The 15,872-nt window shown below is 63.9% G+C and carries 10 protein-coding genes and 2 pseudogenes; 5 read left to right on the top strand and 7 right to left on the bottom strand.

Annotated features, from left to right (window positions below):
• Nucleotides 1–28: 28 nt before the first annotated feature.
• Nucleotides 29–310, bottom strand: a complete 282-nt coding sequence (locus C7G41_RS08390; RefSeq protein WP_106942080.1) for a hypothetical protein — start codon at nucleotides 308–310, stop codon at nucleotides 29–31.
• Between the two features lie 252 nt (nucleotides 311–562).
• Between C7G41_RS08390 and C7G41_RS08385 the strand changes: the two genes are divergently transcribed.
• The 5 genes and pseudogenes from C7G41_RS08385 (at nucleotide 563) to C7G41_RS08365 (ending at nucleotide 7,439) form a co-directional block, all read left to right on the top strand.
• The gene (locus C7G41_RS08385; RefSeq protein ID WP_106942079.1) at nucleotides 563–805 is read left to right on the top strand and encodes a hypothetical protein; all 243 of its coding nucleotides are present in this window, start codon (nucleotides 563–565) and stop codon (nucleotides 803–805) included.
• 318 nt (nucleotides 806–1,123) lie between these two features.
• Nucleotides 1,124–2,389 carry an ABC transporter substrate-binding protein gene (locus C7G41_RS08380; protein ID WP_106942078.1) on the top strand — a complete coding sequence of 422 codons (1,266 nt, stop codon included), beginning with the start codon at nucleotides 1,124–1,126 and terminating at the stop codon, nucleotides 2,387–2,389.
• Nucleotides 2,390–2,564: 175 nt separating this feature from the next.
• Complete coding sequence (locus C7G41_RS37695; protein ID WP_199198251.1) at nucleotides 2,565–2,792, top strand: hypothetical protein; 228 nt, start codon at nucleotides 2,565–2,567, stop codon at nucleotides 2,790–2,792.
• A 483-nt stretch (nucleotides 2,793–3,275) separates the two neighbouring features.
• A pseudogene (locus tag C7G41_RS38990) lies at nucleotides 3,276–3,512 on the top strand (transcriptional regulator); the annotation flags it as partial.
• Between the two features lie 2,717 nt (nucleotides 3,513–6,229).
• Nucleotides 6,230–7,439, top strand: a pseudogene (locus C7G41_RS08365) (ABC transporter substrate-binding protein).
• Nucleotides 7,440–7,488: 49 nt separating this feature from the next.
• Here C7G41_RS08365 and C7G41_RS37325 read toward each other — a convergent pair.
• The 6 genes from C7G41_RS37325 to C7G41_RS08335 form a co-directional block, all read right to left on the bottom strand.
• The gene (locus tag C7G41_RS37325; RefSeq protein WP_158267996.1) at nucleotides 7,489–8,190 is read right to left on the bottom strand and encodes a hypothetical protein; all 702 of its coding nucleotides are present in this window, start codon (nucleotides 8,188–8,190) and stop codon (nucleotides 7,489–7,491) included.
• A gap of 11 nt (nucleotides 8,191–8,201) precedes the next feature.
• On the bottom strand, nucleotides 8,202–9,473 hold the full coding sequence (locus C7G41_RS08355) for an efflux RND transporter periplasmic adaptor subunit (RefSeq protein ID WP_106942075.1): 1,272 nt from the start codon (nucleotides 9,471–9,473) through the stop codon (nucleotides 8,202–8,204).
• Nucleotides 9,470–12,652, bottom strand: a complete 3,183-nt coding sequence (locus tag C7G41_RS08350; protein ID WP_106942074.1) for an efflux RND transporter permease subunit — start codon at nucleotides 12,650–12,652, stop codon at nucleotides 9,470–9,472. Before C7G41_RS08350 ends, C7G41_RS08355 begins: the two co-directional genes overlap by 4 nt.
• Before the next feature lie 79 nt (nucleotides 12,653–12,731).
• Nucleotides 12,732–13,655, bottom strand: coding sequence for an RNA polymerase sigma factor RpoH (rpoH, locus tag C7G41_RS08345; RefSeq protein WP_106942073.1), 924 nt, complete (start codon nucleotides 13,653–13,655; stop codon nucleotides 12,732–12,734).
• 60 nt (nucleotides 13,656–13,715) lie between these two features.
• A complete protein-coding gene (locus C7G41_RS08340; RefSeq protein ID WP_106942072.1) occupies nucleotides 13,716–15,140 on the bottom strand; it encodes an ATP-binding protein in 1,425 nt (474 codons plus the stop codon).
• A gap of 9 nt (nucleotides 15,141–15,149) precedes the next feature.
• Complete coding sequence (locus tag C7G41_RS08335; RefSeq protein ID WP_199198250.1) at nucleotides 15,150–15,830, bottom strand: response regulator transcription factor; 681 nt, start codon at nucleotides 15,828–15,830, stop codon at nucleotides 15,150–15,152.
• Nucleotides 15,831–15,872: the final 42 nt, after the last annotated feature.

Genomic DNA, 15,872 nt, shown 5'->3' with positions numbered 1-15,872 from the left:
CCGGCCCCTGTCTCGCAATGCGCCCCGTTCAGCAGCCGCGGCAGATCGATCCTTCCAGCATCTTCTCAAGCCGGGCGTCTTCCTTGTCGATGGTCTGGTCTGTGCCAAGCAACGGACCCTTCGTCGCGTGACCACCGCTGTCCGACGACGAAAGGGCGGTGCCCAGCGAATTCGTTCCGGGTGTGGCGGCGCTCGTACCGAGCGCACCGCCGCTCTCCATCGACATATGCGATCCCATGCCGCCGCGGGCGGACGCGGTGCCCGAGAGCACAACGCCGGCGAGGACGCAAACAACAGCAAATGATTTCATCGTTCACACTCCAGGTGTTCGAACTATCTGCCTTCCAGAAACGGACACCTGACGCGTTTGACCACGCACAAACGCGCGAGAATCCTGACAAGCGTGACAGACTCTTCCCGCAAGAGTGATGCAGATCCACCGGGACTTTCCGCTCCGACGACCTAGATAACCTTCATCAAAACAATATTCGGAAACGCCACCAGCCGAGCAGCGATTATCGCCAAGCGACTCTCCGCACAGAGCAAACAATGGAGAATCGCTATGAGTGTATTCAAAATTCTAATCGCCGCGGCGCTGCTCTCAACGGCAACGATATCGTCCGCATCCGCAGCCTGGTCTTTCGCCGATCAGGAGCCGGCAGCCTTTGCATCGATGTACCCGGATCGCGACGTGCTGAATGGCGGCGCACTGACGCCGGCCGGGCGAATGGGCCTCGAACGGCCCGGTGGTGCCGCGCCCGTCTTCGGCGTGGGCCAATTTCACGACCACCACTGGCATCGATGACGAGACACCACAATCGAGCACTGCGCGTCCTGCAGGTGCAGATGACGGTGTCCGCAATCCGGGAGTGCGACCGCGCCATGCGGCGCACCCTGCCGGCTTTGCAGCAAGGCCGATGACATCGATCCCGATGGCCGGCCCGAGAACTGCGAAACTTAACAGTTCTTCAGCATCCGTAACCGGGCCCACGGCGCCACCCGCGCTATAGTCGCGACGCCGACTGCTGCACGCGCTCGTCCGGCGCCCCGAACGGGCGCGGCCGAGCCACGCCTCGTCAGGGTTTGGCACCTGCAAAAACCGGCAGCGCCATGGAGGCATCGCTTGATCACAAGCAGAACTGGTTATTCGATTTCGGGCAACGCGTGGCGCCTGGGAAAGCTCCTCATCTCCTGCGCCGTGCTTGCAGCCGGCAGCGCTTCCGCGGAGCCGCGATACGATCCCGGCGCAAGCGACACCGAGATCCGGATCGGCAACATCATGCCCTACAGCGGCCCGGCATCGGCTTACGGCATCATCGGCAAGACGATGAGCGCGTATTTTCGCATGATCAACGACAATGGCGGGATCAACGGCCGGAAGATCAATTTCATTTCATATGACGACGCCTACAGTCCATCCAAAGCGGTCGAGCAAGCGCGACGGCTCGTCGAGGACGACGAGGTGCTTGCGATCTTCGCGCCGTTCGGCACGGTCAGCAACGCCGCCATCCAGAGATACATGAACAGCCGGCATGTGCCGCAATTTTTCGTCATCACCGGAGCATCGCGCTGGGCCGATCCCGAGCACTTTCCGTGGACCATCGGCTGGCAACCGAGCTACCGAACCGAAGCACGCATCTATGCGGACTACATTCTGCGGCACCATCCGGGGGCAAGGATCGGCATCCTGTACCAGAACGACGACTTCGGACGCGACTATCTGCTCGGGCTGAAGGACGTGCTGCAGGACAGGTACGCGCAAATGGTGATTGCCAGCCAGTCATATGAGATCAGCACGCCGACGATCGACTCCGAGGTCGCCGCGATCAAGGCCGCTGCGCCCGAAATATTCATCGACATCGCAACACCCAAATTCGCCGCCCAGGCGATCAGGAAGCTCGCCGAGCTGGACTGGCGTCCCATCCACATCGTGACCAACGTCTCGATCTCGGTCGGCGCGGTGCTGAAGCCCGCCGGACTGGACAACGCGAAGGGAATTCTCAGCGCGGGGTATCAGATGGACGTGACTGATCCGCAGTGGGACAGCCATCCGGGCATGCAGCATTTTCGCGCGTTCATGGCGAAATACTATCCGGAGGCAGATCGATCGGAGAGCGGGCCGCTGGTGGCCTTCAACATGTCGAGTGCACTCGTGGAGGTGATCAGGCGTTGCGGCGATGACCTCACGCACGAAAGGATCATGCGTGTGGCCACCGATCTCGATCTCGACATCGAAGCCTACATTCCCGGCGTTCGAATAAAGACATCACCAACGGACTTTCGTCCGATCGAGCAGCTCCAGATGATGCGCTTCACCGGCGAAAGATGGGAATGGTTTGGCCCGCTGCTCGACGATCGCACGGACCAGGCGACGTCCTCGCGTGACTAGAGCGCGGAGCTCCCTGTCGGATGAGCTGTCGATGTCAGACGCCAACGCACCGCGACGGTTTCGTGCAAAGAGGGAAATGTTCGTTCGATCAACACTGCGGATCCGGCGCACGCATGCACACCTCTCAGGTGCGAGCCGAGGCGTTCCCGGCGTCGCTTTCTCAAGGAGATGTTCGATGACGACACTGAAGCTTTTGTCCGCCGGATTCGTGGTCGCGGCCATGATTGCCTCCCCCGCGATGGCTCGCGAAGGCAACGCGAAGCGCACCAATGTCGAGGCTTATGCGTCGGCTCAGCGCGTGCCCGCCTCCGCCAAGCGCGGCTGCGCGCGTGCTCCCGACGTCGGTGCCTACGCAACCGCCCCCTGGCGCCGGCCGCCCTGCGAGCCCATTTCGGGCTATTGAGTTCGCGAACCGGAGCAGGTGCGCTTGACGCGGACTGGAAGTTGATCGTCTCAACGTTCCGGATTTTCACCTCCCGGCGGAAGGAAGGACGGCGGCTTACGATCAGGCCGCCGTTCTTGCGACAGGTGCAGGTCTCCTGGATGCATTTGCGCTCCGGAATTCTTGCGCTGACGATTCTCGGCGATGCGGATAAATGATGCGCCCGTTGATGGCATCAGGTTCCCTCCGACGGACCCTCCCATTCTGACACGCGCCTGACCGTCGTCACGAATTCGTGTATCGAACACGAACGTGTCGGGTGCCAGCATCGAAAGTGAACGAAGCGCCGGCGACTGAGCGGGCCTTCTTGACACGCCGACGATCTCCCCTGTAGGAGACCAAGCGTATTGACGCTTTCAAATTGTTGCCAAGGTTTCGGTGATCGCAAGGGCGGGCTCGTGATTTCCCCCGGATCACGGCAGCGGAATTGATTCACGGGCCCCCATGTCATCGCCGGTTGATCGCACCTACTCTTTCGGACATTGGCATATCGATTGCCAACGAAGAGAGTTGAGACACCATAATGTCGCGGTGCCGATCGGAAGCCGCGCGTTCGAGATTCTCGAGAAGCTGGTCGACTCGGCTGGTCTCCTGGTTACCAAGGATGACTTGATCGGAAGCGTCTGGTCGGGCCTGACGGTCGAAGACAACACGCTTCAGGTCCATATCTCGGCCGTCCGCAAGGCGCTCGGCGAGGATCGCAATCTGCTCAAGACGGTTTCGGGCCGCGGATATACGCTCGCCGGGACCTGGCGGAGCGGGCATCTGGATCACCCTGCCGCCGCACCGGTAACGATCCCAGCCGACGTGCCCTTTTCAAGCAACCTGCCGAGTATCCGTGCGCCTCTCATCGGCCGCGAGGATTGCATGAGCCAATTGGTCGATGTGCTTTCGGCCTATCGGGCGGTAACCCTCGTCGGACCCGGCGGCATCGGAAAGACGAAGCTGGCAATCGAGCTGGCGCGCAGCGTCGCGCCCGCGTTCAACGATTCCGTGGCGCTTGTCGAGCTCGCGACTCTGCAGGATGCGGCACTTGCGGCATCCGCATGCGCCCGTGCACTCAAGCTCGCCTCGATCGACAAGGAAGTCTCGGCCGCAAGCATTGCGCAGGCCATCGGAACCCGCCGTCTGCTTCTTGTCCTGGACAATTGCGAGCATGTAATCGAAGTGGCCGCGCAGATCGCCAGTGCCGTGCTTCGCTATTGCCCGAACGTCACCGTTCTTGCGACCAGTCGCGAAGGCCTCCGCATCGACGGCGAATATGTTGCGGCCATTCCGGCGCTGTCGGTTCCTGATCCCGATATGCACGATCCCGACTTGCTGCTGCGGGCAAGCGCAGTGCAGCTGTTCGTCGCGCGAACGCAGGCGCTGCCTACGAGCTTCGTTGCGGGCGCGGAGGAGCTTCAGAAGATCGCCGCCATCTGTCGCCGGCTCGACGGCATTCCGCTCGCATTGGAGTTTGCCGCAGCCCGGGCCGCCAATCTCGGGGTCGACACCGTACTGCTCCGTCTCGACAAGCGCTTCGAGCTCCTGAACGCCGGCCGCCGCGACCAGTTGCCGCGACATCAGACCCTGCGGGCGACCCTGGACTGGAGCTATGACCTCTTGCCCCCGGCAGAGCAGAACCTGCTTTGCCAGCTCGCGGTGTTTCCGGCCGGTTTCACACTCGATGCGGCCAGTGCAATGATGGACGACACTCTGTCGCGGTCGGACGTCATTGAAACCCTGTTCAATCTGGTCGGGAAATCGCTTGTGTCACTGGACCCCTCATTCGAGGGGCGATGGCGGCTCTTGGAGAGCACCCGCGCTTATGCACTGGAGAAGCTCGCAGAGGCAGGCCTCGTCGAGCGGGCGGCAAGGCGGCAGGCCGGCTTTCTCAGGCAGATCATCGCGCCACTCGGCGATGCCTCTCCCGCTCCCGACGACATCTCCCGCTTCGCCCAGGAGATCGGAAACGTGCATGCCGCACTCGATTGGGCGTTCGCGCCCGGCGGCGATACCGCGCTTGGCATTGAGCTGACGGCCGGCTTCGTTCCGGTATGGATGCAGTTGCTGTCCTTCGTGGAATGTTCGACGCGGATCGAGCACGCGCTTGAGCATTTCACTCCCGGGTTCACCTGCGTTCCGAAGCTCAAGGCGCAGCTCTATGTCGCGTTGGGCTTCGCGCTTCTCAACACGGCGGGAACAGCGGACCGCATGAAGGCGGCGCTGAGCATCGGTCTCGTTCTCGCCGAGGAATTGTCCGACCTCGAGCTTCAGCTCAAGGCGGTCTGGACCTTGTGGAGCTATAACCTCAACTCGGGCCAATATGCCGCGGCCAAGGAGGTCGGCGAGCGCTACCTCGAGATCGCGCTGCGCACCGGAAATCCCGCCAACGAGGCGGTAGGCCGTCGCCTGATCGGCGCCGCCACCCATTTCTTTGGAATGCAGGAGGATGCACAACGCGAGTTGACGCTGTCCCTGGACCATTCGGCTCACGGATTGAACGGCGGCGCGAACCAGATGTGGTTTCTGCTGAACCAGAGTGTTCTTGCCAAGGCGATGTTGGCGCGCGTCCTGCTGCTGCAGGGCAGGATCGCCCAGAGCAGATCCCTGGCCGCCGAGTGCCTGCAGGAAGCCCAGCGCGAGAAGGACAAGCTTGCGATCGCCTATGCACTCCGCAACGCCGTCTGCCCGATCGCGCTGATGACGCATGATCTTGCCACCGCCGATCAGGCGATATCCTCTCTTCTCGAGCTCGTCACGCGCGAGGGAATAGCTTTCTGGACCAGCTGGACGTCCTGCCTGAAGGGACAATTGCTGGTTCTGCAAGGCAAGCATCACGACGGAATAGCCCTGCTGCGCAGCGGCTTGAAGGCGCGGACCGAGAACGGATGGCTGATGCGCAATCCCGAGTTTCTCGGATCGCTCGCCGAAGGCCTGCTCGCGAGCGGCGAGGCTGCGCAGGCCCTGACCGTGGTGGAAGAGGCCTTGTCGATGTCGCGGCAAGGCAGGCAATTGTGGTGCTTTGCCGATCTGTTGAGGATCAAGGCTGAAATTCTCCTGGCCAACGATCCATCCGACCTGTCTCGATCCGAATTGCTGTTCGGCGAAGGATTGTCGGTCGCCAGGGACCAGCAGTGCCGCTTTTACGAGCTGAAGGTTGCGGCAGCATGGGCAAGGATCTTGGCGGGATCGAACCGTCAGCAGACCGCCCTCGATCTCGTCGGTCCAGTCAGCGCTCTGTTCGATCAGGACATCGATCTTCCAGCCCTCGCCTTTGCCCGCACTCTGGCTGAAATACCGGGCATCTCGCTTTCGACATCCGACGGCGATAGGCCCCCATCCTGCACCTACCACTAGGTTGCGATGCCTTTCGGCCGACACTGCTCCTCACTCCATCTTCCGGAGCTTGATTGATGAACATCTCTCGACGACAGATTTTGGGCGGCATCGGCGCGTCGGTGTTTTCGCCCGGCACCATCCGTGCGCAGGGCACGCGACCGATCAGGATCGGCGAGATCAACTCCTATAGCAGCGCGCCCGCGTTCACCCTGCCCTATCGTCGCGGCTGGCAGCTGGCGGTCGAACAGGTCAACGCCAAAGGCGGCCTTCTCGGGCGCGAGCTGCAGGTCATCAGCCGGGACGACGAAGGCAAACCCAGCGTCGCGATCCGCGCGGCAGAGGAGCTCGTGCGCAGGAACGACGTCGATCTGCTGGCAGGCGCTTATCTGTCGAATGTCGGCCTCGCGATCAGCGACTTCGCACGGCAGAACCGCATCCTGTTCGTTGCGAGCGAGCCGCTCACGGACGCCCTCGTCTGGGAGAACGGACATCGATATTGCTACCGGCTCCGCCCCTCGACCTACATGCTGGCAGCGATGCTGGTGGAGGAGGCCGCTCAACTCAAGGCGACGCGATGGGCGACGATCGCTCCGAACTACGAGTACGGACAGTCGGCCGTAAGGTGGTTCATGCAGCTTCTGCGCCAACGCCGCCCCGATGTCGCGTTCGTTGGCAGTCAGTGGCCGCCGCTGGCGGGCTATCGACGCCGGCGTGGTCGTGAACGCGCTCGCACAGCAGAATCCCGAAGCGATCCTCAATATCACCTTCGGGCCCGATCTCACCAAATTCGTCCGGCAAGGAAAGGATCGCGGCCTGTTCGAAGGACGAGATGTCGTGTCGTTCACGACGGGCGAGCCCGAATATCTCCATCCTCTCGGAGAGGACGCGCCGACAGGATGGATCGTGACCGGCTATCCCGTGACCGAGATCCTGGACCAGGCCAACAGCTCGTTCGCATCGGCCTATTCGTCGCGATATGGCGAGGCCCCCACCATGGGCTCGGTGGTCGGTCACGCCATGATCAGCTCCATCGTGGCTCCGATCGAACGGCTCGGCGGCCTCGATACTGAAACGATGGCGGATGGATTTGGTAATGTCAGCTTCGATACACCGTTTGGACCGGCAATTTGGCGTTCGATCGACCATCAAAGCACGATGGGAACATTCGTCGGTCGCACCGCGATCAGGGGCAACAAGGCCGTCATGGTGGACTGGAAATACAGGGAGGGTGGAAGCGTCCTTCCCCCGGATGCCGAAGTCCGCAAGCTGCGCCGGGCAATTTGACTGGCGAATGCGGTGTGATGCAATGACACGAAAGCCCTGCAAGTCCACCTCAGCATCCCGGCGGCAGGATCGGCGACACGCCCGGCGTCGGCGCTGCGCCTGAGGCGTTGGCCGGCATCACCGTCGCGGGCTCCGCCAGGTTCATCGAGACCCCTTCCGCGCAAGCCGAGCTGTTAGGGCTCGGCACGACGGCCGCATTCGGGTCTATGCCCGTGCCGCCGGCGTCGCCGGTGTCCGCCGGGATCGTGCCGGGCGCGGAGCTCGGAGACACTTGCGAAATCGAAAGCGGCAGAGACGCAGCGCTCGTCACCTGTCCTCCCGGCGTCGAGCTGCAGGCCACCGTCGCACCTGTTCCCGCCGGAGCGGCCGCGGAGATCGTCCCGATGGAGCTACCGCTCTGTCCCGTGACCGGCAGGATCGGCGCCGCGATGCCCGGAGGCGAAAGGCCCGTGGGCGATACGGTTGGAGTCGCCGGCACTGGCGCCGGTGATGACGAGGGTGGCGCGCAGACGACCACCGTTCCCGGCGTCGTCGGATCCGACGCAAGCGGGACGGGCGCCAACGTCGTATCCGGCGCACCCGGCATGGTCGATGCGGAAAACGGCCCCGGACTGTTGAGCGGCGAGATCACGATCGCGCCCGGCACCGTCGGCAGATCCATTGCGGTGCTGCCGGTCGTTGCGACCTGTGCCTGGCCCGGAGAGAAGCCGAGCAGGAAAGCGACCATCATTGCAAACGCGACCCGCATCATCTTTCGTGTCCCTAGCTCGTCTCAAGCTTGCGAACGGTGACCTTGCTGCCTTCCACCAGAGTGACCGCAGGGTTGAGCACGACCTGATCGCCGGGCTGCACGCCGTCGCGCACTTCCACCGCGGTGCCGAAATCCCTGGAGATCGAGACCTGCTGCAAATGGACCGTGCCGTTCCGCACGACCGCGACGTGGAGGCCGTTCTGATCGAAGACGAGCGCATCTGACGGGATCGTCATCGATGGCGTCCGACGCGGGATCGATAATTCGACGGTGCAATAGATGCCGGGACTGAGCAGGCCGTCGGGATTGGGCACGTCGATCTCGGTCAACAGCGTTCGGCTCCCCGGCTGCAGCGCGGTTGCGATCCGCGTGACCTTGCCCGCAAACGTTCGTCCCGGAATCTCGGGGACGCGGATGTCCGCGTCGACGCCCGGGGCAACTCCGAAAGCCTCGTCCTGCGGCACGAAGACCTGGGTCCGGATCACGTTGGAATGCATCATCGTGAACATGAAGGTAGACCCGGCTTGCACCAGGCTGCCATTGTCCACATTCCGCTGCGTGACCACACCGTCGAACGGGGCCACCACGCGCTGGTAGGACTTCTCCTGCTGGAGAACGCGAATCTGCGCCTCCTGTGCCGCGATGTTCGACTGGGCGACGCCCACCGCCCCCTGCTGCGCGCGCAGGGTGAGGCGGTCGTTGTCGCCCTGCTGTGCCGTCAACCAGCCTTGCTTGACGAGATTGCTGTCCCGCGAATTGGTGACGTCGGCCAGTTCCCGGCTCGCCTGCGCCTGCTGAAGGGCGGCCTGGTTCTGGGCGAGGGTCGCCTGCGCCTGCGCGATCTGCTGATCCAGCTCAGGAGCGGTGATTTCCGCGAGGAGATCGCCTTTCTTGACCCGATCGCCGATATCGACGTGACGCTTCTCGATGTAGCCGCTGGTCCGCGCGAAGATATTGGCCGCCTCGAACGCAGTCGTCGTCGCCGGCAGGCTGACCTTCACGATGTCGCCGCTGGGCTTGACTGTCGCCACCCGAACTTCGGGAACGTTGGTCCGAACCTGCTCTGCCACGGCGGCCACGTCACGCGCGGCCTCATAGTGCCGCCAGCCGCCGATGCCGAGACCGCCCGCAAGCAGCAGGAGCACGCCTCCGCCGAGCAGCGCGCCACCGTAACGGCGCCCGGATCGTGCACCCTTGCCCGGCAGCTCCACGACTCGGAGGTTCTCCGCCCCGGGGCGATCTCTCGCCCCGTCGTCATCGGTCCTTGCGCGAACGTCGCTCATTCCGGTTGCTCCTCGAATACGCCGTGGCGAGGCTTGCCGTCGTTGCCCTTACGCAGCATGGCGAAAAGATAAGGCACGATCAGCAAGGTGGTCGGGGTTGCAAACAGCAGACCGCCGATGACTGCCCGCGCGAGCGCCGCATTCTGCTCCTCGCCCGGCCCGCCGATCGCCATCGGGATCATGCCCACGATCATCGCGGCCGCGGTCATCAGGACGGGCCGGATCCGCGTTCGGCCCGCGCTCAGTGCCGCCTGGAAAGCGGAATGTCCCTTCAACTGCTCGTCACGCGCGAACGTCACAAGCAGGATCGAATTTGCCGAGGCAACGCCGATCGCCATGATGGCCCCCATCAACGAGGGTACGTTCAGCGTGGTGCCGGTGATGAACAGCATCGTCACGATCCCGCAGAATGTCGCCGGCAGCGCCATGATGACGACGAAGGGATCGCCAAAGTTCTGGTAGTTCACGACCATCAGAAGGTAGACCAGGATGGCGGCGAACAGCAGTCCGATCCCGAGATCGCGGAACGACTGATGCATGCTCTGGATCTGTCCCAGGACCTGGATCGAATTGCCTGGCTGGAGCTGCTTCTGCAGGGTTGACGTCACCTTCTCGATATCGGCCGCGACGCTGCCGAGATCGCGGCCCTGGACGCTCGCATAGACGTCGAACACCGGCTGGACGTTGGCCTGGTTCGAATTGGTGGGAACGGTCCCCCGCTTGAAGGTCGCGACATTGCTGAGCAAGCCGGGCACCGTCTGGCCGCTTGCGGCGGCCGAGGCCGACACCGGCGTATTGCCCAGGGCGTTCAGCGAATCTGCCCTGTATTCGGGTGTCTGCACCGCCAGGTAATAGGGAATGCCTGACGTCGGGTCCGTCCAGAAATTCGGCGAGACCTGCGCGGACGAGCTGAGGCTGACATTGATGTTGGTCGCCACCGTGCTCGCATTGAGACCCAGTTGCGCGGCGCGGGTGCGATCGATGTCGGCGTAGAACGCGGGAGCATCGACCTCCTGCTGTAGATGCGCATCGACCACGCCGGGGATCGCCGCGAGGCTCTTCTGCAGCTCCTTGGCCACGGCCAGATTGTTGCTGCCGTAACCGACCGTGCGGACATCGATCTGCGCCGGAAGGCCGAAGTTCAGGATCTGCGTGACGATGTCGGCCGCCTGGAAATAGAAGGTGTTCTCCGGGAAGGCCGCTGGCAGCACCTGCCGCAGCTTCCTGACGTAATCCGCCGTCGGCTTGTGCCCATCCTTCAACGACACCAGAATGGTGCCGTCATTCACCCCGATCGTCGAGCCGTCGGTGAATGCGAGATTGTAGGCCCGCGCCGGGAGACCGATATTGTCGACGATCAACGCCCGGTCGCGTTCCGGAATGACTTCGCGGATCTTGTCCTCGACCGCCTGGAAGATCGCTTCCGTGCGCTCGATCCGCGTGCCCGCTGGCGCGCGAACATGAAGCTGGATCTGACCACCGTCGATCAGGGGATAGAAGTCCCTGCCGACATAGGCGAACATGGTGGCTCCGAGCGCCAGCACCAGCATTGCGACGACGGGCACGACGGCCCGATGCCGCAATAGCTTCAGCAGGAGATCGGAATAGCCATCGCGCAGGCGCTCGAAACCGCGCTCGAACGCAGCGGAGGCGCGCGTAAAGATGTTCGACGGGCGCCCGCTTTCGCCATGATTACGCTCGCCCTTCAGCAGCAGGCCGATAGTGATCGGCGTGAGCGTCCGCGACAGCCCGTAGGACGCCAGCATCGCGAACACCACTGCGAGGCCGAGCGGCGTGAAGAGGTATTTGGCCGGACCTTCCAGGAACACGACCGAAGTGAACACGCAACTGATGGCGAGCGTCGAGACCAGCGTCGGCACCGCGATCTCGGCAGCTCCATGCAGGGTCGCCTCCGACAACGGCATGCCTTCCTCGGTCCAGAGCCGGTGCGTGTTCTCGATCGTCACCGTCGAATCGTCGACGAGGATGCCGACCGCGAGGGCAAGCCCGCCGAGCGTCATCGTGTTGAGGGTCTCGCCGAGGAAATACAGCACGATCAGCGAGGACAGCATCGCCAGCGGAATCGAGATCAGGACGACCAGCGTCGATCGCCATGATCCCAGAAACACCAGGATCATCAGCGCTGTGAGGCCGGCCGCGATCGCACCTTCGCGCAGCACCCCATTGACCGAATGGGTCACGAATATCGACTGGTCGAACAGCTCGTTGATCTTCAGCCCCGCCGGAGCCGCCGCGCGGATCGACGTCAACGCCGCCTTGACGCCGTTGACGACGGCGAGCGTCGAGGCATTTCCGTTCTTGATGATGCTGAGCAGGACGGCGCGGTGGCCGTCCTCGCGCACGATGTTCTGCTGGACCTCGGCACCGTCGCGAACCTGGGCGACGTCCTTCAGGAAGATTGTGGCCCCGTTCGCGAACTTGACCGGGATCATGTTGAGATCCTGGATCGTGGCCGGCGTCGCGTTGGTGCGAACGGTGTACTGGATGTCGCCGATCTTCGTCGTACCGGTCGGCAGCGTCAGATTCTGGGTGTTGACCGCATTGACGATGTCGAGCGGCGTCAATCCGCGCGACAGCAGCTTGTTCGGATCGATGTCGACCATGATCTGGCGGTATTTGCCGCCGGCAGGCGTGGGCAGGGTCACTCCCGCCACCGGAGCCAGCTGCTGGCGGACCCGGTAGATGCCGAAATCGTAGAGCTGCTGCTCGTTCAGGCTGTTCGACTCCAGGCTGAGCTGGAGCACCGGCACGCTCGAGGCATTGAACTGCACGATGATCGGCGGCTGGATTCCCGGCGGCATCAGGGCGCGGATGGCGTTGGTCCCCGAGACGATCTGCGAGATCGCGAGGTCGAGATTGACGTCCGGCTGGAAGTAGATTTTCTGAATCGACAGGCCATTGAGGGTCTGCGCTTCGACATTCTTGATGCCGCTGACATTGGCGCTGATCGAATACTGGCTGTAGGTGCTGACGCGCTGCTCCATCTCAGGCGTGGAGAGGCCGGTGTAGCTCCAGATCACCGTGACCACGGGGATCCGGATCTCCGGGAAAATATCTGTCGGCATCGAGCGGATCGCGATGCCGCCAAGGAACAGGATCAGCGCGGCAAGCACATAGAATGTGTGCGGAAGCCGTAGCGCGAAGCGAACAATTCCCATTGTGGTCTGCCTGGAGCGGGTTACGCGGGATCGTCGGACAGATGAGAGCGGCCGGACTTGCGTTCAAATGAAAATGAATTCAGACGCTGCATGCGGTGCCCCGTGGCGCATCCTGCGCGGCGAGCATCACGGCGCTCTTGACCTTGGCAAAGGCGCGCATCTCGATCTGCCTGACACGTTCGCTGGATATGGACAGTTCGTGGGCCAGCCGATCGAGCGTGACGGGGCATTCGGTCAGCCGCCGCGCCTCGAAGACGCGACGTTCCCGCGCCGCAAGCCCACCGAGCGCAAAACGCAAGGCGCTGGCACGCCGCTCGGTCTGCTCGTGATCGACCAGCACCGTCTCGGCATCGACCGCTCCGTCGACCAGCAAGGCTTCCAGCTCCGTTCCGCTGTCCTCGCCACCGACGCGCACATTCAGCGACATGTCGCCATGCAACCGCGCGTCCATCTCGATCACCTCACGCGCGGTGACCTCGAGCTTCCCGGCGATCAGTTCGACAACGTCGGGCGTGAGCCCCGACATTCCGCTGCCGGTGGCTTTCCTGATCTCGCCGCGGAGCTTGAAAAACAGCTTCTTCTGCGCGGCGGTCGTGCCGATCTTGACCAGGGACCAGGACCGCAGGATGTACTCGTGAATGGCGGCCCTGATCCACCAGACCGCATAGGTGGAGAAGCGCGCGCCGCGGTCGGGTTCGAAGCGTGACGCTGCGATCACGAGGCCCAGATTCGCCTCGGCAATCAGATCGACCATCGGAAGGCCGTATCCCTTGTAGCCTCGCGCCAGCCTGGCCGCGAGCCGGAGATGGCTGGTGACGAGCGCGTCCGCCGCGCTCCGGTCCCTCGTCTGCTGCCAGCGGCGTGCAAGCTGCTGCTCCTGGCCGGGCTCGAGGAAGTCGTAACGCCCGATGGCCGCGGAATACGCGCTGAGGAACGGCGCCGGCACCGGTGCGACCGGCGTAGCAGGAGGATTGATCCTCGTAACTTCGTGGCTAGTCTGCATTGATCGCTCCCACGCTTCAGGCCGGCTGTTCAGTCTCGAAAGCATCGCGCGCCATCTGGCTCATCCCATCTGGTCCGCGTCGGCGTGCAACAATGTCCGCGACCGGCGCGTGGCGACCTTGCCCGCGCGTCCGGTCCAGGCCAGGATTTCGATCCGCCCTCCGGGGGCCGGACCGACGATCAGCCGAAAGCCGTGCAGCTTGACGATGGCGGCGACCAGGCTCAGTCCCAGGCCGACGCCCGGCGTATGGCGCATCTTGTCGGAGCGATAGAACCGCCGCAGCACCGCCTCGCGTTCCTGCTCGCTGATGCCGGGCCCGGTATCGCTGACGCATACGAGCGCCGTGTCGTCGTCCGCTTCCAGGGCGAGCTCCACCCGCCCGCCCGACGGCGTGAACTTGACGGCATTGTCGACGAGGTTGGCGACCGCCTCGAACAGCAGGTCCCGGTCGCCCCACACCTGCACATCGCGCGCGATGACCACGCTGAGCCCCACGCGCTTGTCCTCGGCGATGGGTTCGTAGACGTCGCACACCTCTCGCAGGATCTCGTCGAGCGCGACCTCGCCAAAGCCGGCCATGCGGCGGTTGTTCTCGATCTCGGTCAGGCGCAGCAGGGCGGTGACGATCGCGAGCGATTGGTCGATGCCGGCGATGGCCTTGTCGATGGTCTCCTGCAGCTCCTCCAGCGTGCCCGCATGGGAGCGCCCGCGCTCCAGCGCCAGGCGGACGCGCGTGAGCGGAGTCCTGAGATCATGGGCGATGTCGTTGCCGACACCGGCGAGCGCATTGATCATCGTCTCCATCTCGTCGAGCATGCCGTTGACGATCCCGGCCAGCCGCGCGAACGGATCGTCCGTCCCGTCCTGCGGCAGCCGCTCGCGCAGCTCGCCGGCGACGATGCGCTGAACCCGCTGGTTGACCTCCTCCACCCGCCTCTGGGCGCGAAGGCTGAGCCAGGCACCGGCCAGCAGGCAGAGGCTGAAGGCCGGCAGCAGGCCGAGGGCCAGCGCCTGCCCCACCACGCTTGAGATCTCGCGTGTCTCATCGACATTCCGTCCCACCACCAGGACCTCGCCGCCATCGAGGCGCTTGCCGACCACCCTGACGACGGGATCGTGCACCGCCGGCTGCTTGATGAGATCGAGCCGCACGCCCCGCACCGCGCCGTCGAGCCCCAGCTCGCGCGGCACGCGGTCGATGTTGCCTGCAAGTCGGGTGCCCGCGGCATCGAACAGTCCCGCGTATTGCACGCCCCTGGAATCCTGATCGAGATGATCCGCGATCGCGCTGATGCGGTGGGCGGGCGACAGCTCTGCGATGAAGTGAATCTGGGTGGTGATCATGCGATCGGATCGCGCGATTAGATAGTCATCGAGCTCCCAGTAGATGAATGCGAACAGGCCGACGACGAACAGCGCGAAGCCGGCCGCCATGGCCAGGGCCCAGAGGAACGTGCTTGAGCGGATCAGCTGGATCTGACGCATCGCCGCCCCCTATTGCCGCGAACGCAGGACGAAGCCGGAGCCTCGGACGTTGTGGATAAGCGGCACCTCTCCGGTGCCGTCGACCTTGTGACGGAGCCGGCCCATATGCACGTCGATCAGGTTCGTGGTCGCCGGAACGAACTTGTAGTTCCAGACCTCCTCGAGCAGCATCGCGCGCGTCAGCACCTGGTCGTTCCGGCGCATCATGTATTCGAGCAGGCGGAATTCGCGCGGCAGCAGCTCGAGCCGGCGTTCGCCGCGTCGCGCGGTCCGCTCGATCAGATCGAGCTCGAGCGGTCCGACATGCAGGATGGTTTCGCGGCTGTCGATCGGACGGCGCAGCAACGCCTCGATCCGCGCGACCAGCTCGATGATCGCGAACGGCTTCGTGAGGTAATCATCTCCGCCCATGCGCAATCCGCGCACACGGTCGTCCACCGCGCCGAGCGCGCTCAGGACCAGGACGGGCGTCCTGACCTGATCGTTGCGCAGCGCCTCGATGACGGTGAGCCCGTCCATTCCCGGCAGCATGCGATCGACGATCATGGCATCGGGGCTCGACGCGCGCGCGCGGTCGAGGCCGTCGACGCCGTCGGCGGACCAATGCACCTCGAAGCCGCGATCGGCGAGCTCCGCGACGATCGCCTCGGCGGTCTCGGCGTCGTCCTCAATCAGGAGAATCCGGTTCATGATCCTCGCTCCACGTTCCACGCGGCGTCTCGGCGCGCGGTA

Origin of the sequence: Bradyrhizobium sp. MOS002, assembly GCF_003020115.1 — a bacterium.
Lineage (GTDB): Bacteria > Pseudomonadota > Alphaproteobacteria > Rhizobiales > Xanthobacteraceae > Bradyrhizobium.
The sequence above is the reverse complement of the archived record's forward strand: the minus strand, read 5'-3'. Positions and strand labels throughout refer to the sequence as shown.

Excerpts from the sequence above, each read along its gene's own strand:
- C7G41_RS08335 (WP_199198250.1), bottom strand. The coding sequence starts at position 15,830 with ATGAACCGGATTCTCCTGATTGAGGACGACGCCGAGACCGCCGAGGCG.
- C7G41_RS08355 (WP_106942075.1), bottom strand. The coding sequence starts at position 9,473 with ATGAGCGACGTTCGCGCAAGGACCGATGACGACGGGGCGAGAGATCGC.
- C7G41_RS08385 (WP_106942079.1), top strand. The coding sequence starts at position 563 with ATGAGTGTATTCAAAATTCTAATCGCCGCGGCGCTGCTCTCAACGGCA.
- C7G41_RS08340 (WP_106942072.1), bottom strand. The coding sequence starts at position 15,140 with ATGCGTCAGATCCAGCTGATCCGCTCAAGCACGTTCCTCTGGGCCCTG.
- C7G41_RS37325 (WP_158267996.1), bottom strand. The coding sequence starts at position 8,190 with ATGATGCGGGTCGCGTTTGCAATGATGGTCGCTTTCCTGCTCGGCTTC.
- C7G41_RS08350 (WP_106942074.1), bottom strand. The coding sequence starts at position 12,652 with ATGGGAATTGTTCGCTTCGCGCTACGGCTTCCGCACACATTCTATGTG.
- rpoH (WP_106942073.1), bottom strand. The coding sequence starts at position 13,655 with ATGCAGACTAGCCACGAAGTTACGAGGATCAATCCTCCTGCTACGCCG.
- C7G41_RS08390 (WP_106942080.1), bottom strand. The coding sequence starts at position 310 with ATGAAATCATTTGCTGTTGTTTGCGTCCTCGCCGGCGTTGTGCTCTCG.
- C7G41_RS37695 (WP_199198251.1), top strand. The coding sequence starts at position 2,565 with ATGACGACACTGAAGCTTTTGTCCGCCGGATTCGTGGTCGCGGCCATG.